We start from the raw sequence: 25,325 nt of genomic DNA, 5'->3' as shown, positions 1-25,325 counted from the left end.
CTCTCCTTAATCACTCTCGCAGATCAAATAGTGTTATTCGCTAAGGTTCATTTTGGCTTTCAGCGCTTCCAGCTGCTGGCTGATTTCATCATCGGCCTGCAGATCGGCGAACTGCGCGTCCAGCGATTTCGACTTGCCGAAACGCTGGCTTTCCGCTTCTGCTTCCATATGGTCGATGCGGCGCTCAAAAGATTCAAAGCGCGCCATGGCTTCATCCAGCTTGCCGCTGTCGAGCTGACGACGCGCGTCGCGCGAAGTAGAAGCGGCCTGATGACGCAGGGTCAGCGCCTGCTGACGAGCGCGGGTTTCGCTCAGCTTTTTCTCCAGCTCGCCGATTTCGCCCTTCATGCGCTCCAGCGTCTCTTCAACGTGAACCACTTCCTGCTGCAGCGAGGCGATCAGGTCAGTCAGCTTCTGTTTTTCGATCAGCGCCGCACGCGCCAGGTCATCTTTTTCTTTGCGCAGCGCCAGCTCCGCTTTTTCCTGCCATTCAGCCTGCTGGATTTCCGCCTGTTCGATGCGGCGGTTCAGCTGTTTTTTCTCCGCCAGCGCGCGCGCCGAAGTGGAACGTACTTCAATCAGCGTGTCTTCCATTTCCTGAATCATCAGGCGTACCAGTTTCTGCGGATCTTCCGCACGCTCCAGCAGCGAATTGATGTTGGCGTTAACGATGTCGGCGAAACGAGAAAAAATACCCATAATGATGTTCCTCTTTGATTATGTTGGTGCGCCATGCGCTGATTGTTATATTCAAAAGGCGTGCCAGTTTTTATCCTTCTGATTTATATAGCCATTTATATTTTACAGCGTCACGCAGGTCGCGTAAGGTAGTTAAATTGATTAAGAGGTGGTGAATTTCATCATGGCAGACAGCAATGATAACCTGTTAGGCGAATCCAATAACTTTCTCGAAGTTCTCGAGCAGGTATCCATGCTGGCGCCGCTGGAGAAGCCGGTGCTGGTGGTAGGAGAACGCGGCACCGGCAAAGAGCTGATCGCCAGCCGTCTGCACTACCTCTCCGACCGCTGGCAGGGCCCCTTTATTTCGCTTAACTGCGCCGCGCTGAACGAAAATCTGCTCGACTCCGAGCTGTTCGGCCATGAGGCGGGCGCCTTTACCGGCGCGCAGAAGCGCCATCTGGGCCGCTTCGAGCGGGCGGATGGCGGCACGCTGTTTCTCGACGAGCTGGCGACGGCGCCGATGCTGGTGCAGGAGAAGCTGCTGCGCGTCATCGAGTATGGCCAGCTGGAGCGCGTCGGCGGCAATCACGCGTTGCAGGTTAACGTGCGGCTGGTGTGCGCCACCAACGAGGATCTGCCCGCGCTGGCGGCGGCGGGGAAATTCCGCGCCGACCTGCTTGACCGCCTCGCCTTTGACGTGGTGCAGCTGCCGCCTTTGCGCGAGCGGCGCAGCGACATTCTGGTGATGGCGGAGCATTTCGCTATTCAGATGTGCCGCGAGCTGGGGCTGCCGCTGTTTCCGGGCTTTACGCCCGAGGCGCAGGAGACGCTGCTGGGGTATCAGTGGCCTGGCAACGTGCGCGAGCTAAAAAACGTGGTGGAGCGTTCGGTGTACCGTCATCACAGCAGCGACGAGCCGCTCGACCGGATTATTATCAATCCCTTTGCGCCGCGCACGCAGCCGACGGCCGCCGCGCCGGATGACTCTTCAGGCTCCCTGCCCGCTTTGCCGCTTGATTTGCGGCTGTGGCAGAACCAGCAGGAGCGCGCGCTGGTAGAAGCCAGCCTGCAGCAGGCGAAATATAATCAGCGCCGCGCCGCGGAGCTGCTGGGCGTGACCTATCATCAGCTGCGGGCGATGATGAAGAAGCACGGGATAGAAAGAGAGTAATTTTATATTTAAATCAAAAGATTGATTCAAAATTACGTATCTTTTTGCGCTTTATTTTAATTATTTAACTGCCTGTTTTTACTACTTATTAAGATAATTTTGGGGAAGGTTTTTTGTCTCTTACCGAGGCATTTTCTAGCCCCGCAGTCTTACGGTTGGAAACGTAATTTTATCCAGCGCTTCTAGCCCCTCGACGAAAGTGCCTTGAAGCGATAGTCCGCTTTGTGCCAAGAGCGGACGTTGTTGACACTTGAATGTACTCATCCGCGGGGCCCGGTCAGCGCAATATGGCAACCTAAGGCGCTGTCGTGACATCAGCTTGTAAAGTAGTATGTGTTCTTCTGCTGTTCACACTTTGGATACTCAATGACATTGCAAGCGACTTGGCTTGAACAGCCTAAGCCCGGTGATGAAAGGGACGGTGTTTCGATCATCGACGTCAATCCCTTTGGCGCTAATGGAGAAAAGGATCGACGACTGTTAATCAGTAAAGGCGGTGAGCCCATTGCGATTTTACAGTTATATTTACGTGCCGACGAGGATGGCTGGCTGATTTCCAGCGCCTTTTGTGATTTCCTACTGAATGAATCCCAGGCGGCAATCATTTGTGGCGACCACTTTCATGTTGTTGAGATGACCACACACTTGTTCAGAAGCCATCCACTAGGTGATTACGTTGGCCATATTTATTCAGTTCCTGACATCCATTCTGACAGGCTACATAATCGGGTTCTAGTCACCACTTACTGCCACGTTTTTCTGATGGATATTGCTGCGGGCATTCTCTGGAAATCTAGGCAGTGCGCCATTGATGGCGTGATCATTACATCGATAGAGAATGAGACGGTGCTGGGCCTGGGAGAGTGGGACCCGCCAGGAGGTTGGGAACCTTTTAAGCTCGATCTTAAAACGGGCATCCCGATTTGAAGAAGGGGGGCCCCTCGCAGTCTTCGGCCGACGCGGACGTTGCATTCCAGCAATTATTGCCTGAAGAGTTAATGTTCGATTGTGATGAGGACAAACACTATGCTCCTGGAGACGCTAAAAAGACTTGAATGCTCTCTTCATAGCAGCAGGCCGAAAGATCGGGTATGGCTTGAACAGATACTCCACGAAAGATTTAGCGAAATAAGACGCTCAGGTGTAGTCGTTGATCGTACTCAAACTATTGAAGCGCTTTTAAGTGAAGTTAATGTTCCGGCTATTCTTAGTCGTGATTACCGGCTTATCAGCGTTGGGAATAATTTCGCAACATTGCACTACAGAACTGTTAATCCAGATGGCAGTCGTGCAACCCTACGTTCTTCATACTGGGAATTTTCTGCGAACGGGCAATGGAAATTGGTATTCCACCAAGGAACGCCAGAGGCAGGGAGCGTATAGATGCCAGATACAATGTCCGCTTCTCGCTCATAGCGGACGTTGTCCGCAGATATGTCTGCTATATGTCCAAAGCGTACCCCTACATTTATCAGCCATCATGCCAGCCGTTACCAATCCCATAAGTGATTTTGCCAGGCACCACGACATTCTCCAGCTCATCTCCAGCAATGTACTGACCGTCTTCAGTGATCACACAGCGATTGCCAGTTCGAGCCATCATTGCTTCCCCTTCATGCAGCAGCGCAAAAGATAGCGGCAAAAAAAAAAGCCCGCTTGCGCGGGCAACAATACTGGAAGCAATGTGAGCAATGTCGTGCTCTTCACCGGTAGAGCCACCGCTGAAGCGCAATGAAATAATAATCATTCTTGTTCTCACTTGTAAAGCTCTAATTGAGAATTTTTCTCATTACCACAGCAAGGGTGTGTCTATTTTCTGCTCTCTGGCGAAAATCCCCCCAGCCGCGTCACCATATTTTGGGACATCGCCGCCTTTGCGATACACTCAGCCTATTGCCCGAACACCGTTGAGTTCTATGTCAAAATTAATCCCGTCGCTGATGCTTATTCTCAGCCTATTCAGCGCGTCTGCCTGGTCGGCTGAGAGTCGTGATATTCGCCACAGCGGCTTCGTCTACTGCGTCAACGGCACGCTGAATACCTTCAATCCGCAGATGGCGAGCAGCGGCCTTGCCGTCGATACCCTCGCCGCGCAGCTTTACGATCGTTTGCTGGATGTCGATCCCTATACCTATCGCCTGGTGCCCGATCTGGCCTCCTCCTGGGAAGTGCGCGATAACGGCGCGACCTACCGCTTCCACCTGCGTAGCAAGGTTTCTTTTCAACGCACTTCCTGGTTTACGCCGACGCGCGCAATGAACGCCGACGACGTGGTATTCAGCTTTGCCCGCATGTTCGATCGCCACCATCCGTGGCACAACGTTAATGGCGGCAATTACCCCTATTTCGACAGCCTGCAGTTCGCCGATTCGGTGCAGAGCGTTAAAAAGCTCGATGGTAATACAGTTGAAATCCGGCTCAACAGCCCGGACGCCTCGTTTCTCTGGCATCTGGCGACCCACTACGCGCCGGTGCTGTCGGCGGAATATGCCGATCAGCTGACCCGCAGCGGCCGCCAGGAAGAGCTCGATCGCCAGCCAGTGGGTACGGGTCCTTACCAGCTCAGCGAATATCGCGCCGGACAGTATATTCGGCTGGCGCGTAATCCCGCCTACTGGAAAGGCGTGCCGCGCCTGCAGCAGGCGGTGATCGATATGGGCGCAGGCGGAACGGGCCGCCTGTCAAAGCTGCTGACGGGAGAGTGCGACGTGCTCGCCTATCCCGCCGCCAGTCAGATCTCTATCCTGCGCGACGATCCTCGCCTGCGCATGACGCTGCGCCCCGGCATGAACATCGCCTATCTGGCGTTCAACACCCGCAAAGCGCCGCTGGACCGTCCGGAAGTGCGCCACGCGCTGGCGCTGGCGATCAATAACGAACGCTTGATGGAATCGATCTACTACGGTACGGCGGAAACCGCCGCCTCGGTGCTGCCGCGCGCATCATGGGCTTACGATAGCGAAGCGCGCGTCACCGAGTATGACCCGAAAAAAGCGCGCGAGATGCTGGCGTCGCTGGGCATTACCGATCTCCATCTGCGCCTGGTGGTACCCTCCGCCTCGCAGGCTTGGAACCCCAGCCCGCTGAAAACGGCGGAGCTGCTGCAGGCCGATCTGGCGCAGGTAGGCGTCAAGGTGAGCATCGCACCGGTAGAGGGCCGCTTTCAGGAAGCGCAGCTGATGGCGATGAATCACGATCTCACCCTCACCGGCTGGGCGACCGACAGTAACGATCCCGACAGTTTTTTCCGCCCGCTGCTGAGCTGCGCGGCAATTCGCTCGCAGACCAACTATGCGCACTGGTGCTCGCCCGGCTTCGATGAAGCCCTGCAGAAGGCGCTGCTGTCGCAGCAGCTGGCGGGCCGTATTGAGAACTATCACCTGGCGCAGCAGATGCTGGCACGCGATCTGCCGGTGCTGCCGCTCGCCTCTTCGCTGCGGTTGCAGGCCTACCGCCACGATATTAAAGGCCTGGTGTTAAGTCCGTTCGGCAACGCCTCTTTTGCCGGAGTCTACCGTGATGAGCGCGAGGAGCCGTAAGTGATCATCTATATGTTGCGTCGCCTGTTATTGCTGGTGATTACTCTGTTTCTGCTGTCGCTGGTGGGCTTTAGCCTGAGCTACTTCACGCCCAACGCGCCGCTGGAAGGCGCTTCGCTGTTCGATGCATGGTGGTTCTGGTTCAGCGGCATGCTGCAGTTTGATTTCGGCGTCTCCAGCACCAATGGCCAGGAGATTGGCCTGCAGCTGCGCGAAGTGTTTCCCGCCACGCTGGAGCTGTGCGTGCTGGCGTTTGTGCTGGCGCTGCTGACCGGGATTCCGCTCGGCATCTGCGCCGGCGTGACGCGTAATAAGTGGCAGGATAAAGTGATTAGCGCGCTGGCGCTGCTCGGCTTCTCGATGCCGGTATTCTGGCTGGCGCTACTGTTTACGCTGTTCTTCTCCCTGACGCTCGGCTGGCTGCCGGTGTCTGGCCGTTTTGACCTGCTATATCCGGTGCAAAATATTACCGGTCTTGCGCTGGTGGACGCCTGGCTGAGCCCGTCGCCGTGGCGTCATGAGATGCTGGTCAGCGTAATGACGCATATGATCCTGCCGGTGATTGTGCTGGCGGTCGCTCCCGCTACCGAAGTAATCCGCCTGCTGCGCGCCAGCACCAGCGAGGTGATGGATAAGAACTACGTAAAGGCGGCCGCCACGCGCGGGCTGTCGCGTTTTACCGTGATCCGCCGCCATGTGCTGCATAATGCGCTGCCGCCGGTGATCCCGCGTCTGGGCCTGCAGTTTTCCACCATGCTGACGCTGGCGATGATCACCGAGATGGTGTTCAACTGGCCTGGTCTGGGCCGGTGGCTAATAAATGCGATTCGGCAACAGGATTATGCGGCGATTTCCGCCGGCGTGATGGTGGTTGGCGGTCTGGTGATTCTGGTGAACGTGGTTTCCGATATTATTGGCGCGGCGATGAATCCGCTGAAGCATAAAGAGTGGTATGCATTGCGGTAGGGAATGTGGGATGGCGGTGCGTCTCTTTCAGGCTGATCCACACGAGGTCTAGGTTATAAAGCCGATTGTTTATATATGGGCGCATCAAAAGCAGCGATTCCGGCATAAGCCGGCATCGCTCATTCAGTCAATTAGCGCTGCCGCCGCTGACAATCTCAGTGCCCTGCTGACGTACCGTTTCATTAATAACGGTTTTCTTACTGCCGCTGATAAATAAAGCAGGCGCTGATGCACTGCCTCAGGCGGGAAAAGCGAGCCTTTATCGCACGGCCTCATGTCACCTTTCCGGCGGGCGTTAAAGCGGATTTTCACCGTTTTGCCCGGCATCAAATTCCTGCAAGGCCGCTTTTAGCGACTTCAGCAGCAGCGTCGTGCGATAAGGCATGTACTGTCGGGTCGGCAGCAGCGCCCAGACCGCCAGCGCGTGTCGACTGGCGTCTGACAGCGCAATCTCCACCAGCTCTCCCCGGCACAGCTCGTCGCGAACATCGAGAAAGGTCAGCTGCGCAATGCCGATCCCGGCAACGCACATCTCCCGCACGCCCTCGACGCTGCTGCAGCTGAAGCGCGCGGCGATCGGGCAGTTCACCACCTGTCCGTGCTGCTCGAACATCCAGTGCGCCACCCCGGAAATTTTCAGGCAGCGATGCTGCTGCAGATCGCTGAGGCTGGTCGGCTGGCCATAGCGCGCCAGATAGCCGGGCGCGGCGCAGAGTATGCGTGGATTATCGGCGAGCCGGTGGGCGATCAGCGTTGAATCCTTCAGCGGCGCCAGCCGCAGCGCCATGTCATAGCCCTGCCCGACGATATCGACCACGCTGTCGCTCAGGTTGAGATCGACCCGCAGCGCAGGGTTCGCCTCCATCAGCGCAGGCAGCAGCGGCAGCAGATGGCGCTTGCCGAATTCCGACGCCGCCGTCACGCGCAGCAGCCCGCTGGCGCCCTGCGATGCTGAATTAAACAGGCTTTTGGCGGTTTCCCCTGCCTCCAGCATCAGGCGCGCATAGGGCAGAAATTCTTCGCCTTCGCTGGTTAACGATACCGCGCGGGTGGTGCGCTGAAACAGACGCACGCCCAGCTCGCTCTCCAGCTGCGCTAACCGTCGCGAAATGGTCATGGCCGTTGCGTTAACCCGTCTGGCCGTCTCGGTAAAGTTGCCGGTGTCGGCGATGCTGCAGAAAATCTCAACGTTTTTTAAATCCATTGTAACGTTATCCGTTATACAGCTTGTCGATTTTGGCGATTATTCGCCGCTGGCCGCTGCATTACAATAGCTTCAGTAGATAATTACTCAGGAGATCCTGCCGATATGGCTAAAAAACTTTTTACGGCCGGCGTTATCAACGCCACCCCCTTTAACAACCGCGCCATGGTGGCGCCGATGACCCGCATCTCCGCTTCGGAAACCGGCGTGCCGGGCGAGACAATGCAGCGCTACTACGCCAGCTTTGCGCGCGGCGGTTTCGGCGGCGTGATTTCAGAGGGACTCTATGTCGACCAGGCCTGGTCGCAGACCTATGCGTTTCAGCCTGGCATCGTGACCAACGAGCAAGTCGAGGGCTGGCGCAAGGTGGTCGACGCCGTGAAAAGCCAGGGCGCCGTGTTTATCGCGCAGCTTATCCACGGCGGCGCGCTTTCGCAGGCCAATATCTATCGCCGCTCTACCGTTGCCCCTTCGGCTGTGCAGCCGGTCGGCCAGCAGCTCGGCTTTTACCACGGTCAGGGCGACTATGCGCTGCCGGAGGCGATGAGCGAGGAGCAAATCCAGCAGGCGATTAGCGCCTTTGCCGCCAGCGCAGCGCGCGCGGTTAACGCGGCGGGTTTTGACGGCGTGGAGATCCACTCCGCCAATGGCTATCTGCTCGATCAGTTCCTGACCGACGATACCAATCAGCGCACCGACCGCTGGGGCGGCGATATCGAAGCGCGCCTGGGCCTGACGCTGGCGGTAATCAAGGCGGTGCGGGCGCAAATCGGTCCTGATGCCATCCTGGGCGTACGCATCTCGCAGGGCAAGGTCAACGATTTCCATCACAAATGGAAAGAAGGCAAAGCGGGCGCCGCGAAAGTGTTCGCACTGCTGCAGGCCGCGGGCGTGGATTATATTCACGTGACGGAATATCAGGCGTGGCAACCCGCCTTTAGCGACGGCGAACAGACTTTTGCCGCTATCGCCCGCGAGGCGGCGCCGGATACCGTACTTATTGTTAACGGCGGCCTGGATACCGGCGACCTGGCTGAAGAGCAGCTTGAACAAGGCGCCGACTTTGTGGCGATCGGCAAGGCGGCGCTGGCCAACCACGACTGGCCGACGCGCGTCGCGCAGAAGGCGCCGCTGCGCGCCCTGCCGGAAAACGTGCTATCGCCGGTGGCGAATATCAAACCAGACGAAATCTAATTTTCGCCAGCATGCCGGGCCGTTGTCATGAAGCGAGCCCGGCGGTGAAGCGCGGCTTGCCAGTGCGACGCGATCGAGCTTAAAGCGCGATCGCCATATCGATGCAGCGCAGTTCAGCCTGGGCGAGCCTGGAATGATAGATATTTTCCTGCACAAAGCTAAAGCCGTGCCGCTCATAGAAGGTTTGCGCATTAGGGGTCGAGGCGAGAGTGAGTCGGGTAAACCCTCGCTGGCGCGCCTCGCCTTTTATCGCCTCGATAATCTTGCCAGCTAACCCTTTTCCAGCGTGTTCGGGCAAGGTAAAAATTGCCTCGACACTGCCGGAAGAGAGGTCGAGAAAACCCGTTGCCACCGGGCGGCTATCCGGCCCTTCAATCACGAAGAAGGGGTTCGCTCTGATTACCTCGAGATAACTTTCAGGCATCCCATCTGGCGTCCAGGCCTGAAGGATCTCGGGCTTATAGCTGTTGCGGCACCCGTCGCGGATAGCCAAATTTCTGACAAGCCAGCATTGTTCCGCTTCGTCAGGTCGCGCGCGTCTCACCCTCATCGCTTTTCCTTATTCTTTTCTCTGTCGGTTGATTATCTCGGCAGTGGCGCATCAGCGCTCGCCCCAGCGCATCTGCTGAATCACAACGCGATAGCCATCGACATCCTGGAATGTCACGCCTCTTCTGTCCCAGTAGGGATTGAACGATTTCACCCTGACAAAGCCAGCCTGATCCATCTTCGCGCAGCGTATCTGCCAACTATCCTGGTCAGGCACGTAGAGCACCAGCAGATCTTCGGCAGACGGAGACGGCATGACCGGATGAAAATGACACTGCGTAAATTCAAGATGCCAGGGCAAATCGTCGCGCCCTAACATACAGCCGCTAAATCCATCGTGATCGCGAAATTCGCCGATGATCTGCAGATCCAGCCCGCTGACGTACATCTCACCGCTTTTGCTCAGCAGGCTCACCGGCCTGGCGATACGCATATGCTGAAATTCCATTGCCGCCTCTCTTTATGCTCCAGATGGATCGCTGCCGCTCGTGACTATAATCTGTACAACCCACCTGCCAGGAAAATAAATATGTTTGAAGGATTTATTCATACAGAAATAGCGCTTTCCGACGCGACAATCAACGTACGCTATGGCGGAAGCGGTCCGCCGCTCATGCTGCTGCATGGCCATCCCCGCACCCATGTCACCTGGTCAAAAGTCGCGCCGCAGTTGGCTAAGTTTTTTACCGTGGTCTGCCCAGACCTGCGCGGCTTCGGCAGCTCGTCAAAACCTGCCGATTTGCCGCATCACGCAGGCTCTGCCAAAAGAGCGAAAGCGAAAGACTGCATTGAGCTGATGCGCCATCTTGGCTTTGCGCGCTTTGCGCTGGTCGGCCATGACAGAGGGAGTTATACGGCCTATCGCGCCGCGCTCGATTATCCCGACAGCATCACTCGCCTCGCGCTTCTCGATTCTGTTCCGATCCTTGAAGCCCTGGAACGCTGTAACGAGAGGTTTGCGCGTCAGTGGTATCACTGGTTTTTCTTTGCCCAGCCTGAAAAGCCTGAACGCGCAATTCTGGCCGATCCAGACGAATGGTACGGTCCGCAGCCGAAAACAATGGGAGATGAGGAGTATCAGGCGTTCCGGCAAGCCATTCACGATCCCGCCACCGTGCACGGGATGATTGAGGACTATCGCGCGGGCTTGTCGATAGACAGAGAGCATGAGGCGCAGGATCGCCAGGCCGGACGTCTTATCACCTGCCCAACCTTATGTTTATGGTCGAAGCAGGATGATCTGGAAGATTTGTACGGCGATATCCTCGCCATCTGGCGGCGCTGGGCGCCGGATGTGCGCGGCCACGCGATTAACAGCGGTCATCATATGGCGGAAGAGGCGCCTGAAGAGCTGAGCGCCGCGCTGCTGCGCTTTTTTCAGTAGCGGCGCGACGGCTCTGACCAGGTAGCAGCCTCTGCGCCAGAGGGATATCCGCTCCTCAGGCGCGTTCGGGCGCGAAACGGGTGAGCAGCAAAGTGAAAAGGCAGATCGCCGCGCCGGCGAAAAAGGTCGACGCGGAGCCCCAGAGATCCCACAGCAGCCCTGCGCCCAGGCTGGCGAGCAGTACGCCCACGCCGCTCAGCAGGCTAAAGAAGCCAAACGCCGTGCCCCGCAGGTCGGCAGGCGCGGTGCGGGCGATCATGGCGTTGAGCAGACCCTGCGTCATGCCCATATGCACGCCCCACAATGCCACACCCGCAATAATGCCAGCCCAGCTGTGGCTGAGCGCCAGCACCACGTCAGCCAGAATAAGCACCACCAGTCCCGCCTGCAGCAGACGGCGATGGCTCATGCTGTCGGAGAGTCGGCCAAAGGGATAAGCGGTAAGTGAGAAAACCACATTCATCGCCACCATCACCAGCGGTATAAGCGCAAGCGCGATCCCCACTTCCTGCGCCCGCAGAACCAGAAAAGCCTCGCTGAATCTGGCCAGGGTAAATACCCCGCCCAGGCCGATCACCCACCAGCACTCTGCGCCCAGCCGCTTAAGATTTTCTTTCTTAACCGGGCTGGAGCGAGGCGCGGTCACCGGCGCGCGCGGCTCTTTTAAGCCGAAGAAGAGCAAAGCGACCGCCAGAAACGCCGGGATGACGGCCACCCAGTAAATCGCCCGGAAATCGTTGTTCCACAGCAGCATCAGCCCGACCGCCAGCAGCGGCCCCAGAAAGGCGCCGGTGGTGTCGAGCGCCTGACGCAAACCGTAGGCGGCGCCGCGAATTTCAGGTGGCGTGACATCGGCGACCAGCGCATCGCGCGGCGCGCCGCGGATGCCTTTGCCCAGCCGATCGATCATGCGAGCGCTGAAAATCATGCCGGAGGTCGACGCCAGGGCGAACAGCGGTTTGCTGAGCGCGCCCAGGCCATACCCCACCACGGCCAGCCCCTTGCGTTTGCCGATGTAGTCGCTGATTGCGCCGGAGAAGACCTTAACGCATAGCGCGGTCGCTTCGGCAATGCCCTCGATCAGACCGATAATCACTACCGGCGTGCCGAGCGCGGTGGCCATAAACAGCGGAAGCAGGCTGTGGATCATCTCGGAGGAGATATCCATCAGCAGACTGACGAAGCCGATAATCCATACGCCGCCGGGTATGCGTTTCAGAGTGGCAAAGCGAGCAATCATTTCCGTTCCTTAGCATCCTTTACAGTAGCCTTTAACAACAGACTGGCTGACGCTGGGTTCTTTTTAGCGTAGCGGCCAGCGCCGCCTTTAACGGCAAATATCCTTCAGACATTCGCGGCAGGGTTTTGTATTCACCTTTCTGTTTTTTGCGGTCAGCAGCGCGTCGCGTGGATGATAAAACGTGCCGATAAATACCCGTAGCGCCACGTCGGGAAGCCGTGTACAGGCTTTGGTATGCAGAACAAAACAGCCAGAGGGATCGCATTCCAGAGTAAGGTAGTAAAAGCTGCTCATCATAGTTACTGAGTAAAAGTTGTATCGTAAATACACTATTAAATATCCTGAAATAAATTGATACATCAGTAAAATCTATCGCTGGAAAAGGTTTTAACTATCGATAAAAGTCAGCATTTTCTGCTGCCAGCCTGGCTTAAGTCGGCGTAACGCCGACAGCGCGCACCTCATAACGCCTGAAAACTTAAGGTTCATCTCTATGATTAAGCTGACCTTAAGATGAAAATAAATAAGCGGCTCGCATTAACTTCCGCCGCGCCTCTTTTGCACTTTTTTCATGCAGCCATGCGCTTTTTCCGTGCAGAAGCGCGGTATGGCCTCTGCTTTTGCGCCTGTTTTACCGGTTTCGCCTGCCCGTTTGCTGGCACAACTTTTGCTACTTGTATGTACAAGTTAATCCTGCTCTGCATTTAACAAAATTTTATCAAGTGATGCTCACAAACTGGGCAAATCAACGATGTATCAGAACGGATTTACTTGTATATACATGAAATGTCATTTGCACAGATTTCACCATGAGATGGCCTGAATCTAATACTCACCAGGAGAAGCCGCATGACGCAACGCGCACCCGTTCGCCTTTTTTGCCTTGCCACCCTTTTCGCCACGCTGATGTTGAGCGGCGCGGCCGCGCAGGCCAAAGAGTGGAAATCGATTACCATAGCGACCGAAGGAAGCTATGAACCCTGGAACCTGACGCTGCCGGGCGGCAAGCTGGGCGGCTTTGAACCAGAACTGATGGAAGACCTCTGCAAGCGCATGGGCGTTCAGTGCAAGCTGGTGGTGCAGAACTGGGACGGCATGATCGCCGGACTCAATGCCGGCAAATATGATGTGATCATGGATGCGATCGTGATTACGCCAGATCGGAAAAAAGTGGTCAACTTCACCACGCCGTACGCCTCTACGCCCGCCACCTTTATTACCAGCAAAGATAACCCGCTGCTGCCGGCCGATAGCCATATCATTAAGCTGCACGACGACCAGGCCGCGATCAACGCGGCGATCGCCCCGCTCAAAGCGGCGCTGAAAGGCAAAACCATCGGCATCGCCTCCGGCACCGTTTATACCCCCTTTATCGATAAATACTTCAAAGGCGACGCCGAGGTGCGGGAATACACCTCGTCGGCGGACGCCATCCTCGATCTGCAATCGGGCCGCATCGACGCGGTGTTCGATGATGTCACCTTCGCCCAGTCGATGCTGGCGCGCAAAGAGAACGCCAACCTGAGCTTTAGCGGTCCGCAGCTGGGCGGTCCGATCTGGGGCGAAGGCGAAGCGATGGGCGTGCGCATGGCCGACAACGATCTTAAAGCCAAACTCGACGAAGCGATTCATGCCGCGCTGGCCGACGGCACGGTGAAAAAGCTGAGCGAAAAATGGTTTAAAACCGACGTCACCCCGTAAGAGAGGTAAAAGATGATGAGCCTGCTGAGTTTTGGCCCGGAGGGCTGGGGCCGACTGATCCTGAGCGCCGCCTGCACCACGCTGCTGCTGTCGCTGGCGGCGCTAATCATCGGCGCCGTGGTCGGCTCCGGCGTGGCGGCCGCCAAGCTCTCTCCCCAGCGCTGGCTGCGCTGGCTGGGCGAGAGCTATTCGGTGGTGTTTCGCGGCATTCCGGAACTGCTGGTGATCTACCTGTTCTATTTCGGCGGCTCCGGGTTGATTACGCTGGTAGGCCAGCTCTTCGGCGCGGACGGCTTTATCGAGGCGCCGCCGTTCCTGATCGGCGCGCTGGCGATCGGGCTCATCTCCGGCTCCTATCAGGGCGAAGTCTATCGCGCGGCGCGCCTGGCGCTGGCCAAAGGCGAAGTGGAGGCGGCGGTGGCGATCGGCATGCCGCGCTGGCGCATCGCGCAGCGCATTCTGCTGCCGCAGGTGGTGCGCTACGCCCTGCCCGGCATGTCAAACGTCTGGCAGATGAGCCTGAAGGATTCGGCGCTGGTCTCGGTGACCGGCATCGTCGAACTGATGCGCGCCAGCCAGGTCGCGGCCGGTTCCACCCGCGATTATTTCACCTTTTACCTGGTCAGCGGCGCCTGCTATCTGGTGCTGACGCTGCTGTCTAATCAGGCGTTTCGTCGGGCGGAGTCGCGCCTCGGACGCGCGTGGCAGAGCCGCACCGCGGCGCAGCATTAAGGAGCAGCAGCATGATTGATTTCGCCTTTCTCTCCGACACCTTTCTTAAGCTGAGCGCCGCCCTGCCGGTGACCCTCGGCCTGTTTATCAGCGCCTTTCTGTGCGGCGGCGTGCTGGCGATCGGCATTCTGGCGCTGCGCATGAGCCGCTGGCGTCTGCTGAGCGGCTTTGCGCGCGGCTACATTCTGGTGTTTCGCGGCTCGCCGCTGATGATCCAGCTCTTCCTTATCTACTACGGGCTTGGGCAGTTCGGCGTGATCCGCCACAGCATCGTCTGGCCGTTCCTGCGCGAGCCCTTTATTTGCGCGGTGCTGGCGCTGTCGCTCTGTACCGCAGCCTATACGGCGGAGATCCTGCGCGGCGCGCTGCTCGCCGTGCCCGCCGGTCAGGTCGAGGCCGGCCTCGCCTGCGGCATGTCGCGCTGGCTGCTGCTGCGCCGCATTATCGCGCCGATGATGCTGCGCTATGCGCTGCCCGCCTACTCCACCGAGGCGATTCTGCTGGTGAAATCCACCGCGCTGGCCAGCCTCGTGACCGTCTGGGACGTGACGGGCGTGGCGCAGCAAATCATCCAGCGCACCTACCGCACTATGGAGGTGTTTCTCTGCGCCGCGGCGATCTACCTGCTGCTGAATTTTATTATCGTCCAGCTCTACGCGCTGCTGGAGCGTCGTCTGACCCCGGTGCATCGCACGGCAAAAAAGCCGTTATCCGCCGTTAAACCGCTTGTCGGAGAGTAATATGCATTCCACATCCCCCGTTACCCTGTCCGCCACGGATATTCATAAATCCTTCGGCGCCATGGAAGTTCTGAAAGGCATTTCGCTGCAGGCGCACAAAGGCGATGTTATTTCGATTCTCGGCGCCAGCGGCTCGGGAAAAAGCACCCTGCTGCGCTGCATTAACCTGCTGGAGACGCCCGACGCCGGCGTGGTCAGCGTCGGCGGCGAAACCATCGAGATGAAGCGCCATGCGCGCGGCCATCAGCTGGCGGCCAATCCCCGGCAGATCGAGCGCCTGCGCTCCCGTCTCGGCATGGTGTTTCAGAGCTTTAATCTCTGGTCGCACATGACGGTGCTGCAAAACGTCATTGAAGGACCGCACTACGTGCTGAAGCGCGATAAAAAAAGCTGTATCGCCCAGGCGGAGCAGCTGCTGGATCGCGTTGGCCTGCTCAACCGCAAAGATTTCTATCCGGCGCAGCTCTCAGGCGGTCAGCAGCAGCGCGTGGCGATCGCCCGCGCGCTGGCGATGGACCCCGAGGTGATGCTGTTCGACGAGCCAACCTCCGCGCTCGATCCCGAACTGGTGGGCGAAGTGCTGAAGGTGATGCGCAGCCTGGCCGAAGAGGGACGCACCATGCTGGTGGTGACGCACGAAATGGGCTTCGCGCGCAACGTCTCCAACCGCGTGGTGTTTATGCATCAGGGCACCATCGACTGTCAGGGCGAACCCGAGGCAATGTTCGGCCAGCAGGGCTCGCAGCGCTTTAAGCAGTTTATCTCCAGCCACCACGCCGCGGGGCAGCCGTCATGACCCTGGTCTGGGGCGACGGGCCGCTGCGGTGGCAGGATCTGGTCGCGGTGGCGCGGCACGATGCGGAGTTAAGTCTAAGCGCCAGCGCCTGGCAGCGTATCGCCCAGGGGCGCGCCATTGTCGATGAGATCGTCGCCAGCGGGCAGATCGCCTACGGCGTCAACACCGGCCTCGGCGCGTTGTGCAATATCACGCTGGCGGACGAGCAGCTTAGCCAGCTGTCGCGCAATACCCTGCTGAGCCACGCCTGCGGCGTCGGCCCGCTGCTGACGCGCGAGCAGGCGCGCGCCATTCTGTGCGCGGCGATCGCCAACTACAGCCACGGCAAATCGGGCGTATCGGTCGGGCTGGTGCAGCATATGCTGGCGCTGCTGAATCATCAGATTACGCCGCAGGTGCCGTCGCAGGGCTCGGTCGGCTACCTGAGCCATATGGCGCATATCGGTCTGGCGCTGATCGGCGTCGGCGAGGTGGAGTATCAAAATCAGCCTATGCCCGCCGCACAGGCGCTCGCGCTGGCTGGCCTGACGCCCTGGCGTCCCGGCGCCAAAGAGGGGCTGAGCCTGGTGAACGGTACGCCCTGCATGACCGGTCTCGCCTGCCTGGCGCTGGACGATGCCGCGCGCCTGCTGAACTGGGCGGACGTCACCGGCGCGATGAGTTTCGAGGCGCTACGCGGCCAGCTGGCGGCGTTCGACCCTGAGGTGCTGGCGCTTAAGGCGAGTCCCGGCATGCAGATCAGCGGCCAGCGGCTGCGTCAGCTGCTGGGCGACAGTCCGCTGCTGGCGGCCAGCGTCGGCGTCCGTACGCAGGACGCGCTCAGCCTGCGTTCGATGCCGCAGGTGCACGGCGCCAGCCGCGATCAATTTGCGCACGCCGCGCGCCAGATCGCGACCGAGCTCAACGCCTGCACCGACAACCCGCTGGTGCTCGGCACGCCGGAGAGCTGGCGCGTGGTGTCGCAGGCCAACCCGCACGGCGAGTCGGTGGCGATGGCGGCGGATCTGCTGGCGATCGCCATGGCGGAGATTGGCAGCATCGCCGAGCGGCGGCTCGACCGGCTGGTTAATCCGCTGGTGAGCGGCCTGCCGCCCTTTCTGGTGGCGCAGCCGGGCGTTAACTCCGGCATGATGATCGCACAATATGTGGCGGCGTCGCTCTGCGCCGAGAATCGCCAGCTGGCGCAGCCAGCGGTGCTGGATAACTATGTCACCTCGGGCTTGCAGGAGGATCACCTGAGTCTGGGCACCGGTGCGGCGCTCAAGCTGCTGAAGCTGCTGGAAAATGTCTGGCATATTCTGGCTATCGAGTATCTGCTCGCCGCCCAGGCGCTCGATTTTCACGGCGACGCGGCGCTCGCCTCGGGCACGCGGCGGGCGCTGCACCGCCTGCGGGCGGTGGTGGCCAACTGGCAGCAGGATCGCTGGCTGGCGCCCGATATCGCCCTGGCGGTCAAGGTACTGAAAAGCACGCCAGATTTTACCCAGCCGTAACGCCTTGTCGCGGGCTCTCTACGCCCGGCGGGCATCAACCCGCCGCGGCGCGGCCCGCTTTGCCGCTGCGCTTCCCGACGCGCCAGCTCTCTCTCGCTTCCGCCCGCCGCCAGGTCCGCTTTTTACTGCTACCTTTTACAGATAACCCGTTGTTTTACCGGAGAGAGACTTTGCCATTGCCCCGCTCCAGGAAAACAGAGCGCTTTGTGCTGCTGTTTCTGCTTTTTATCAGCGTTTTTATCGTGACGGCATGCAGCTGGGCGCTCTGGCAGTCGTGGCAGAACCGGCTGCAGGATGTCTCGGTGCAGGCGCGCAACCAGTCGCTGTCGCTCTCCCGCCAGGCGCAGGACACCTTTCTACAGGTCAATATTGCGCTGGATGAGATCGCCCGCCAGGGAGATGAGGTGTTTAACCGTCCTGAGGCTTACAGCGGCAGAAACGGCATTCTCGCCGGACTCTCGCTGCCGCTGCCGCAGCTGGCCGGACTCTTTGTTTATGATAAAGAGGGCAACTGGCTGGCTACCTCGCGCGACATGCAGTTTAAGCAGATGAATAACGCCGACCGCGAGTCCTTTATCTGGCACCGCGACCATGCCGATCCGGGCGCGCATATCGGCCACGTCATTCGCAGCCGCAGCGCCGATGAGCTGGTGATCCCGGTTTCTCTGCGGCTAAACGATGCAGCGGGCAATTTCCGCGGCGTAGCGCTCGGCTCGGTCAAGGTCGCTTTTTTCCGCCAGTTTTACGGCTGGTATGAACAGAGCCCGGGCGATCTGCTGGCGCTGATGAACACCGACGGCCTCTTGCTTTACGCCCGCCCTTTTCCCGATAGCGTCCTCAACCGCAGCCTCTCTTCCAGCCCGCTGTTTACCCGCCTGCTGCGCCAGTCGCGCATCGGCAGCGCCACCTGGCACAGCCGCCTCGACGGCAAGGAGCGTCTTTTCGGCTACGCCCGGCTGGAGCGCTATCCGCTGGTGGTGGCGGTCGGCTATGAAACCCGGGCGATCCGGCACGCCTGGTGGAAGAGCAATATCACCGGCATCGGCGTGAATATCTTCACCTGGCTGCTGGTGCTGCTGTTCGGCTATCTGGTGCTGCGTCAGCTGCGCGCCAACCAGCGCAGCCAGCAGGCGCTGATGCGCTCGCAGGATGAGCTGACGCGCCTCAACGGCACGCTGAGCGATCTGGCGATGCTGGATGGCCTGACCGGGCTGGGCAACCGGCGGCAGTTCGATTTTTATCTGGAGAAGAGCCTGCAGGGCACCGCCTCGCCCGTCTCGCTGATTATGTTCGATGTGGACTTTTTCAAACGCTACAACGATGAGTATGGCCATATCGCCGGCGACCGCTGCCTGCAGGAGGTGGCGGCTGTGCTCAAGCACCTGCCGCTGCGCAGCACCGACCGGGTGACGCGCTACGGCGGCGAAGAGTTCGCCATTATTCTGCCGGGCACCCACGCCCGCGACGCTGAGAATGTCGCTCACCGCGCGCTGGAGGCGATTCGCCGCGCGGCGCTGCCCCATGAGGCGAGCGATCTGCCGGATAAAATCGTCACTCTGAGCGCGGGTATCAGCGCCTCGCCGCCCGGCGACTCGCCTGATTCCCTCAAGCTCGCCGCCGACGAGGCGCTCTATGTAGCGAAAAAAGCGGGACGCAACTGCATTGCCGGAACGGACGGCATCTGTCTGTTATAGCTTTTTCCGGCGCGGCGGTACGGTGATCGCCAGCAGGCCCAGCACGATCAGCAGCACGCCCGCCAGGCTGCTCCAGCGAAACGGCTCGCCGAATGCCGGAAGCAGCACCGCGGCCAGCCATACCAGCACGTAGCTCAGACTCAGCAGCGGATAGAGCCGGTTGAGCGGCAGATGGCGCAGCGCCAGCATCCAGCAGAGCATAGAAAGCGCATAGGCGCCCAGTCCGGCAGCGAGCAGCAGCGTCCTGACGTGACGCATCCAGTCGAGATTCAGCCACTCTTCGACAGGCGGGAAATCGCGCATCGCGAGACGCAGCGTCAGCTGCGCCAGCGTCACCAGCAGCACCGAACCGATCCCCAGCATAACGCCTTTCACAGATGGCTCCCGATCAACGCCACGCCCGCCACGATCGCCAGCGTGCCGAGCCACTGACGCAGGGTATAGCTTTCCTGCCAGATGAGCCGCGCGGCGAGCGCCACCAGCACAAAGTTAATGCTGAGCATCGGATAGGCGACGCTGACCGGCACCCGCCGCAGCACCCATAGCCAGAGCAGCATCGCGACGCTCAGCAGCAGCAGGCTTAAGCCAATCCACAGCATCAGGCGGCTTTTACCGTGGCGCGCGCCGAGGGTCGCCGCCTGCTTCTGGCAGAGCTGCGCGAGGCAGCTCAGCAGGCTCACCAGCGCAATCAGCAGCAGGCTCATGGTTTTTCGTCGTAGCCGTAGTAGACCAGCCGCCCCTGCCGATATCTCTCGTCCGGCGTCGGCATGGTCGCGTCAGGCGCTTTCTCGCCCGAATTGAGCATGATGACCACCGACACGCGCCCGTGGCGACAATGCGCATGCAGCCAGTCGGCGAAGGCCGCGCCATCGACGTAGCGCGCCTGAGCGTCGGGATAGCTCAGGCCATACTGCACTTCGCCTTTGGCGTCATAGAGGGTGATGTCGCTGCGGCGCAGCGTCCAGGCGATCGCTGAGGCGACGCCCGGATTATCGGCCAGCAGATAGCGGCTGCCCGCCAGCTGTTCGCGCACCGCGCTGACGAAGCTCAGCGGCTGCTTCGAATCGCGCACCTTCTGCGGAATGGCGTACCCCACCAGCAGCGCCAGCGCCAGCGGACAGAGCGCCGCCAGCTGCCAGCGGTTGCTGCCCGGCCGCAGGCTCAGCCAGCCCGCGGTGCCCCAGCCGGCAAAGGCCGCCGCCGCCGCCGCCGCGCGCAGCACCTCGTCGCGCGCGTAGAGCGGATGACGCGCCAGCCCCCAGGGCGCGAGAAACAGGACCACCGCCGCGGTGGCGAGCAGGCCGAAGAGCAGGTTGATCCCGCCGTTGATGCGGAACACCCTGCCGAGTCGCGCGCCGCCGCTGTGGGCGTAGCGCGCCATCAGCAGCGCCAGCGGCGCGAAGCACGGCAGGATATAGGTTGGCAGCTTGCCTTTGGCGATGCTGAAAAACAGCAGCGGCAGCAGCACCCAGCTCAACAGATAGGCGGCGTCGGCATGCCTTCCGCGCTGCCGCCACGCCGCGGCCAGCGCGCCGGGCAGCAGCGCCAGCCAGGGCAGCGAGCCCGCCAGCACCACCGGCAGGTAGTACCAAAACGGCGCTTTGTGCTGGGCATCAGCGTCGGCGAAACGCTGGATATGCTCCACCCAGAAGAAGTAGTGCCAGAAATCCCCCTCCTGCCGCGCGATCGCCAGCGCCCAGGGGGCGCTAATCACCACCGCTGTCGCGACGGTCAGCATTCCCCAGCGCAGCAGTTCGCCGAAGCGACGCTGCCAGATGGCCCAGGGCGCGATCGCCAGCACCGGCACCGCCAGCGCCAGAAAGCCCTTGGTCATAAAGCCCATGGCGCAGGCGACGCCGAGCAGCAGATAGCCGCACAGCCGCTGCCGCGTGCCGCTCGCCTGGGCCGCCAGCCAGTAGCTGCACATCGCCGCCACCAGCCACAGCAGCAGAATGGGATCGAGCACCGCGTAGGTGCCGATGCCGTATACCAGCAGCGAGGTAAGAAAAATCACGCTGCCGCTGAGCGCAACGGCGCGGCTGGCGAACATCCGCACGCCGAGCCAGTAGAGCAGCAGCGCGCTCAGCGCGGTGCTGAAAATGGCGCCCGCGCGCACGCCGAACAGGGTATGGCCGAACAGCAGCTGGCCGATGTTGTTGACCCAGTAGCCGGCGATCGGTTTTTCAAAGTAGCGCAGGCCGAAAAAGTGCGGCACCACCCAGCTGCCGCCCGCCACCATTTCGCGGCTGATCTCGGCGTAGCGGGTCTCATCCGGCTGCCACAGGCTGCGGAACTCAACTGGAATCAGGTAATAGAGGGCGAAAAGCGCCAGCAGCAGCGCCGTTTTCGTCCCTGCGCGCATCGGTGTCCACATAAGAGAAGCGTCCTGTCTTGAGTTAACGCTGGCAGCCCAGCCAGCCTTCGCGCCCGGCGATCTCGCCGCGTACCACTTTGCCCTGCGGCAGCGTCGCCAGATCTTCAGGCAGCAGCTCGCTGAGCGGACAAAAGCGAATGCCCATCCGTTCCGCGCGCGTCAGCAGCTCGCGGAAGGCGGGCAGACCCACGATGCCCTCGACCTCGGCATGAATGGTGTAAACCGGCGAGCCGACGGCGGCCGCTATCTGCTCGAGGATGTAGTCGTTGAACGCCGCCGCGCTCACCTGCTGGCCGACCACTTCGTCCCAGGTGGGCAGGGTCACCGGGATTTGCACCGTCGCCGGACGGCCGTCAGCCAGCAGCGGGATAAAAGGCCCGCTGCCGCGGCAGTCGCTGTTGTAGCGAAAGCCGAACGCCTCTTTAGCGGCGATCACGCGCGTATCGGCGCGCCAGCCCGCCACGGCGGAACAGGTGACAACGTCACCGATTATCGCCTCCAGCGCCATTTTGCCGCGCGCGATCTGCTGATTCAGCTTTTCCTGCGGCCAGACGCCCGCCCAGGTTTGCCAGGCGAAGTGATCCCAGGCGTGCAGGCCGATTTCATGGTGCTCCGCCGCCGCGCGCATAATGTCAGCCAGCCCGCGCCCGATATCCCGTCCCGGCCAGGCGGTGCCGGCAAGCAGGATGTCCCAGCCGTAGAGCGACGCCGCGCGCGAGCGCAGCATCTTCCATAAGAAACGCGGCTTCATCAGACGCCACAGGTGGCGTCCCATGTTGTCCGGCCCGACGCTGAAAAAGAAGCTCGCCTGCAGCTGATGCAGGCTGAACTGCTCCAGCAGCGCCGGCACGCCTAGCTTCGTGCCCCGCCAGGTGTCGACGTCGACGCGCAGCCCGACTTTCTTCATGGCTTCTCCTGCAGCTCGACGGTGCGCAGGAAGAAGTCGAGCGTGTTATCGATGGTGGTGTCCATCTCCACCGTCGGCGTCCAGTTCAGCAGACGACGCGCGTTTTTGATCGAGGGCTTGCGGTGCTCGACATCCTGATAGCCCTTGCCATAGTAGCTGCTGCTTTCCACTTCGCGGAAACCGGCGAACGGCGGAAAGCGGTCGCGCAGCGCATGGCGCTCGAAGCTCGCCAGCAGATGCTCCGCCAGCTCTTTGATGCTGGCTTCGTTGTCTGGATTGCCGATGTTGACGATCTGGCCGTCGCAGTTGCCGTTTTTGTTTTCAATAATGCGGAACAGCGCTTCGATGCCGTCGCGAATATCGGTAAAGCAGCGCTTCTGCGCGCCGCCGTCGATCAGCTTGATCGGCGAGCCTTCCACCAGGTTGAGGATCAGCTGGGTAATGGCGCGCGAGCTGCCGATACGGGCGGCGTTCAGGTTATCGAGACGCGGCCCCATCCAGTTAAACGGACGGAACAGCGTAAAGCGCAGCCCCTCTTTTTCGCCGTAGGCCCAGATGACGCGGTCCAGCAGCTGTTTCGACACCGAGTAGATCCAGCGCTGCTTGTTGATCGGGCCGACCACCAGGTTGGAGTGATCCTCGTCGAAGTGGTTGTCGGTACACATGCCGTAGACTTCGGAGGTGGACGGAAAGATGATGCGCTTTTTGTACTTCACACAGTCGCGAATAATCTTCAGGTTCTCTTCGAAGTCGAGCTCGAACACGCGCAGCGGGTTGCGGGTGTACTCAATCGGCGTGGCGATCGCCACCAGCGGCAGCACCACGTCACACTTTTTGATGTGGTACTCAATCCATTCGGAGTGAATGCTGATATCGCCTTCGACAAAGTGGAAACGCGGCTGATCGAGAAAACGGCTGATGGCGTCAGAGCCGATATCGAGCCCGTAAACCTCGAAGTTGTCATCCTGCAGCAGACGTTCTGTCAGGTGGTTGCCGATAAAGCCGTTGACGCCGAGGATCAACACGCGGGTGCGACGCTTCACCGCGGCAACCGGCTGCGAATAGAGCAGCGCGCCCGGCACCATGCCCAGGCTTTGCGCCAGCTGGCTGCCGTTCATATAGACGCCGTTGTCGCTCTGACCGGTCAGCACCTCCAGCGCGCCGTCGCCGCAGGCGATCAGAAAAGGATCGACCGACAGCACCGTGCCAGGCTTCGCCGGCGGCGCGTCTGCGTGCACGCGCCCTTTCCACACCACGAATTTCAGCGTGCCGGCAAAGGCGAAGGCCCCTGGCCAGGGATCGGTGACGGCGCGCACCAGGTTGTTCACCCGCTGCGCCGGCCACGCCCAGTTGATGCGTCCGTCGTCCGGCGTGCGGCGGCCGACCAGGGTCGCGTCGCAGTGGTTCTGCGGCCGCGCGGCGATATCCCCGCGCTTCATCGCCGGCAGCGCCCCTTCCAGCAGTTCGGTGGCGCAGGCGACCAGCTTGCGGTGCAGCGTCAGGGCGTTGTCCTGCGCATCGATCGCCACGCGCTGCTGCGCCACGATATCCCCCGCGTCGGCGCGCTTCACCATGTGGTGCAGCGTTACGCCGGTTTCCGTTTCGCCGTTGACCAGCACCCAGTTGAGCGGCGCGCGGCCGCGATATTTCGGCAGCAGCGAGCCGTGCAGGTTAAAGGCGCCCAGGCGGGCGGTGCGGAGAATGCTGTCGCTCAGCAGCGCGCGGTAGTAGAACGAGAAGATAAAGTCCGGCTGCATCGCTTTAATGCGGTCGACCCACAGCGGATGGCTGGCGTCTTCCGGCGCGTAAACCGGAATGCCCTGCTCCGCCGCGAGGCGCGCCACGGAGGGAAAGGCGTGGCTTTCCGGCGAGGTGTCGGCATGGGTGAAGATGGCGCTGATTTCATACCCGGCGTTCAGTAGCGCGCTGATGCCCGCACAGCCCATTTCGGCGTAGGCGAAGACGATGGTTTTCATTGCTCAGATTCCTGTACAGAAGTGGCTTTTTGCTGGGGGTGGATAACACGCTGGATAAAGTAGCGAGGCCGCGCGCGCACGTCGTTGTAGATGCGCCCGATATATTCACCGAGCAGCCCCATGCCGATAAACTGCGCGCCGACAAAGATAAACAGGATGGCGAACAGCACAAAGACGCCGTCGCCCGCCCAGTTGGCGCCGAGAAACAGGCGCAGCACGATCAACACCAGCGAGAAAGCGAAACCGGCCAGCGCGATCAGGCTGCCGACGATGCTCAGCAGACGCAGCGGCGTGGTGGTCAGGCAGGTCACCAGGTCGTACATCAGGTTAATCAGCTTCATAAAGCTGTATTTGGAGTCGCCGAATTCGCGCTCGGCGTGGGTCACCGGCAGTTCGATGGTGCGGCGCGCGAAGGTGTTGGCGAGGATGGGGATAAAGGTGCTGCGCTCATGACAGTTCAGCATCGCATCAACGATATGGCGGCGATAGGCGCGCAGCATGCAGCCGTAATCCCCCATCGCTTTTCCGGTGACGCGCTGGATCAGGTGGTTGATGGCGCGTGAGGCGCGGCGGCGAAACCAGCTGTCCTGACGGTTCTGGCGCACGGTGCCGACCACGTCATAGCCCTGTTGCGCGGCGCGCACCAGGTTCGGGATCTCCTCCGGCGGGTTTTGCAGATCGGCGTCCAGGGTAATGATCAGATCGCCGGAGACATGGCTGAAACCGGCCATAATCGCCGAGTGCTGGCCGTAGTTGCGGTTCAGCAACACGCCGACCACATGGCTGCCGGGCATGTCGGCGGCATCGTCGATCATCTGGGCGGAGCGGTCAGCGCTGCCGTCGTCCACCAGCAGAATTTCATACTCCAGCCCCAGCGTGGCGCAGGCGGCGTCGGTGCGGCGCACCAGCTCCGCCAGGCTCTCTTCTTCGTTGTAGACCGGGATCACCACGGACACTTTGCGAATCGCTTTTTCTTCCTGCATC

General features: G+C 60.4%; 25 protein-coding genes. 13 read left to right on the top strand and 12 right to left on the bottom strand.

Features of this window, described 5'->3' with window-relative positions; all coding sequences use genetic code 11:
* Positions 1-33: 33 nt before the first annotated feature.
* Positions 34-699, bottom strand: a complete 666-nt coding sequence (gene pspA / locus PVE98_RS09515; RefSeq protein WP_333620695.1) for a phage shock protein PspA — start codon at positions 697-699, stop codon at positions 34-36.
* A 163-nt stretch (positions 700-862) separates the two neighbouring features.
* Between pspA and pspF the strand changes: the two genes are divergently transcribed.
* The 3 genes from pspF to PVE98_RS09500 all read left to right on the top strand — a co-directional run bounded on the left by pspF (position 863) and on the right by PVE98_RS09500 (position 3,235).
* Positions 863-1,852, top strand: a complete 990-nt coding sequence (pspF, locus tag PVE98_RS09510; RefSeq protein ID WP_096073904.1) for a phage shock protein operon transcriptional activator — start codon at positions 863-865, stop codon at positions 1,850-1,852.
* A gap of 366 nt (positions 1,853-2,218) precedes the next feature.
* Complete coding sequence (locus PVE98_RS09505; RefSeq protein ID WP_096073219.1) at positions 2,219-2,779, top strand: hypothetical protein; 561 nt, start codon at positions 2,219-2,221, stop codon at positions 2,777-2,779.
* 84 nt (positions 2,780-2,863) lie between these two features.
* Positions 2,864-3,235 carry a DUF4440 domain-containing protein gene (locus PVE98_RS09500; protein WP_313620384.1) on the top strand — a complete coding sequence of 124 codons (372 nt, stop codon included), beginning with the start codon at positions 2,864-2,866 and terminating at the stop codon, positions 3,233-3,235.
* A gap of 88 nt (positions 3,236-3,323) precedes the next feature.
* Here PVE98_RS09500 and PVE98_RS09495 read toward each other — a convergent pair whose 3' ends face one another.
* Positions 3,324-3,599 carry a hypothetical protein gene (locus PVE98_RS09495; protein WP_096073221.1) on the bottom strand — a complete coding sequence of 92 codons (276 nt, stop codon included), beginning with the start codon at positions 3,597-3,599 and terminating at the stop codon, positions 3,324-3,326.
* A gap of 169 nt (positions 3,600-3,768) precedes the next feature.
* On the opposite strand from PVE98_RS09495, the gene sapA reads away from it, so the two are divergent.
* Both sapA and sapB read left to right on the top strand, forming a co-directional pair.
* Complete coding sequence (sapA, locus tag PVE98_RS09490; protein ID WP_096073222.1) at positions 3,769-5,391, top strand: ABC transporter substrate-binding protein SapA; 1,623 nt, start codon at positions 3,769-3,771, stop codon at positions 5,389-5,391.
* A complete protein-coding gene (sapB, locus tag PVE98_RS09485; RefSeq protein ID WP_033746932.1) occupies positions 5,392-6,357 on the top strand; it encodes a putrescine export ABC transporter permease SapB in 966 nt (321 codons plus the stop codon).
* 295 nt (positions 6,358-6,652) lie between these two features.
* On the opposite strand, the gene PVE98_RS09480 is transcribed toward sapB, so the two are convergent.
* Complete coding sequence (locus tag PVE98_RS09480; RefSeq protein WP_096073223.1) at positions 6,653-7,561, bottom strand: LysR family transcriptional regulator; 909 nt, start codon at positions 7,559-7,561, stop codon at positions 6,653-6,655.
* Between the two features lie 105 nt (positions 7,562-7,666).
* Here PVE98_RS09480 and PVE98_RS09475 point away from each other — a divergent pair, with 105 nt between their 5' ends.
* Positions 7,667-8,755 (top strand): NADH:flavin oxidoreductase, encoded by a 1,089-nt coding sequence (locus PVE98_RS09475; RefSeq protein WP_096073224.1) that lies wholly within the window; start codon positions 7,667-7,669, stop codon positions 8,753-8,755.
* Between the two features lie 79 nt (positions 8,756-8,834).
* On the opposite strand, the gene PVE98_RS09470 is transcribed toward PVE98_RS09475, so the two are convergent.
* Entirely contained in the window at positions 8,835-9,305 is a 471-nt protein-coding gene (locus PVE98_RS09470; RefSeq protein ID WP_096073225.1) for a GNAT family N-acetyltransferase, read from the bottom strand.
* A 51-nt stretch (positions 9,306-9,356) separates the two neighbouring features.
* Positions 9,357-9,752 carry a VOC family protein gene (locus PVE98_RS09465; protein WP_096073226.1) on the bottom strand — a complete coding sequence of 132 codons (396 nt, stop codon included), beginning with the start codon at positions 9,750-9,752 and terminating at the stop codon, positions 9,357-9,359.
* Positions 9,753-9,833: 81 nt separating this feature from the next.
* Between PVE98_RS09465 and PVE98_RS09460 the strand changes: the two genes are divergently transcribed.
* On the top strand, positions 9,834-10,688 hold the full coding sequence (locus PVE98_RS09460) for an alpha/beta fold hydrolase (RefSeq protein WP_096073227.1): 855 nt from the start codon (positions 9,834-9,836) through the stop codon (positions 10,686-10,688).
* Positions 10,689-10,743: 55 nt separating this feature from the next.
* Here PVE98_RS09460 and PVE98_RS09455 read toward each other — a convergent pair whose 3' ends face one another.
* Positions 10,744-11,928, bottom strand: a complete 1,185-nt coding sequence (locus PVE98_RS09455) for an MFS transporter (RefSeq protein WP_096073228.1) — start codon at positions 11,926-11,928, stop codon at positions 10,744-10,746.
* Positions 11,929-12,777: 849 nt separating this feature from the next.
* Here PVE98_RS09455 and PVE98_RS09450 point away from each other — a divergent pair.
* From PVE98_RS09450 to PVE98_RS09425, 6 genes are all read left to right on the top strand, one after another.
* On the top strand, positions 12,778-13,629 hold the full coding sequence (locus PVE98_RS09450) for a transporter substrate-binding domain-containing protein (protein WP_096073229.1): 852 nt from the start codon (positions 12,778-12,780) through the stop codon (positions 13,627-13,629).
* 12 nt (positions 13,630-13,641) lie between these two features.
* Complete coding sequence (locus tag PVE98_RS09445; protein ID WP_407568586.1) at positions 13,642-14,361, top strand: ABC transporter permease; 720 nt, start codon at positions 13,642-13,644, stop codon at positions 14,359-14,361.
* A gap of 11 nt (positions 14,362-14,372) precedes the next feature.
* Entirely contained in the window at positions 14,373-15,101 is a 729-nt protein-coding gene (locus PVE98_RS09440) for an ABC transporter permease (protein WP_096073231.1), read from the top strand.
* Position 15,102: 1 nt separating this feature from the next.
* Positions 15,103-15,897 (top strand): ATP-binding cassette domain-containing protein, encoded by a 795-nt coding sequence (locus PVE98_RS09435; protein WP_333620693.1) that lies wholly within the window; start codon positions 15,103-15,105, stop codon positions 15,895-15,897.
* Entirely contained in the window at positions 15,894-17,390 is a 1,497-nt protein-coding gene (hutH, locus tag PVE98_RS09430; RefSeq protein WP_096073233.1) for a histidine ammonia-lyase, read from the top strand. The genes PVE98_RS09435 and hutH overlap by 4 nt, the downstream gene beginning before the upstream one ends.
* Positions 17,391-17,596: 206 nt before the next feature.
* On the top strand, positions 17,597-19,084 hold the full coding sequence (locus PVE98_RS09425) for a sensor domain-containing diguanylate cyclase (RefSeq protein ID WP_096073234.1): 1,488 nt from the start codon (positions 17,597-17,599) through the stop codon (positions 19,082-19,084).
* Here PVE98_RS09425 and arnF read toward each other — a convergent pair.
* Genes arnF through arnC form a run of 6 tightly spaced genes read right to left on the bottom strand, consistent with a single transcriptional unit; the run spans position 19,079 to position 25,324 of the window.
* Positions 19,079-19,459, bottom strand: a complete 381-nt coding sequence (gene arnF / locus PVE98_RS09420) for a 4-amino-4-deoxy-L-arabinose-phosphoundecaprenol flippase subunit ArnF (RefSeq protein WP_187143636.1) — start codon at positions 19,457-19,459, stop codon at positions 19,079-19,081. The two genes, PVE98_RS09425 and arnF, sit on opposite strands and share 6 nt — an antisense overlap.
* On the bottom strand, positions 19,456-19,788 hold the full coding sequence (gene arnE, locus PVE98_RS09415) for a 4-amino-4-deoxy-L-arabinose-phosphoundecaprenol flippase subunit ArnE (protein ID WP_096073235.1): 333 nt from the start codon (positions 19,786-19,788) through the stop codon (positions 19,456-19,458). The genes arnF and arnE overlap by 4 nt, the downstream gene beginning before the upstream one ends.
* Complete coding sequence (arnT, locus tag PVE98_RS09410; protein WP_407568594.1) at positions 19,785-21,446, bottom strand: lipid IV(A) 4-amino-4-deoxy-L-arabinosyltransferase; 1,662 nt, start codon at positions 21,444-21,446, stop codon at positions 19,785-19,787. Before arnT ends, arnE begins: the two co-directional genes overlap by 4 nt.
* A gap of 34 nt (positions 21,447-21,480) precedes the next feature.
* Positions 21,481-22,365, bottom strand: coding sequence for a 4-deoxy-4-formamido-L-arabinose-phosphoundecaprenol deformylase (gene arnD / locus PVE98_RS09405; RefSeq protein WP_313620122.1), 885 nt, complete (start codon positions 22,363-22,365; stop codon positions 21,481-21,483).
* The gene (gene arnA / locus PVE98_RS09400; protein ID WP_096073238.1) at positions 22,362-24,341 is read right to left on the bottom strand and encodes a bifunctional UDP-4-amino-4-deoxy-L-arabinose formyltransferase/UDP-glucuronic acid oxidase ArnA; all 1,980 of its coding nucleotides are present in this window, start codon (positions 24,339-24,341) and stop codon (positions 22,362-22,364) included. Before arnA ends, arnD begins: the two co-directional genes overlap by 4 nt.
* Positions 24,338-25,324: an undecaprenyl-phosphate 4-deoxy-4-formamido-L-arabinose transferase gene (gene arnC, locus PVE98_RS09395; RefSeq protein ID WP_096073239.1), complete on the bottom strand. Its 987-nt coding sequence runs from the start codon at positions 25,322-25,324 to the stop codon at positions 24,338-24,340. The genes arnA and arnC overlap by 4 nt, the downstream gene beginning before the upstream one ends.
* Between the last annotated feature and the right edge of the window lies 1 nt (position 25,325).

The sequence above is a fragment of the Pantoea sp. GABEPS69 genome (assembly GCF_045780835.1).
In the GTDB taxonomy this organism is placed as follows: domain Bacteria; phylum Pseudomonadota; class Gammaproteobacteria; order Enterobacterales; family Enterobacteriaceae; genus Pantoea; species Pantoea septica.
Note: the sequence above shows the minus strand (reverse complement) of the source record. Positions and strands in the feature narration are given on the sequence as shown.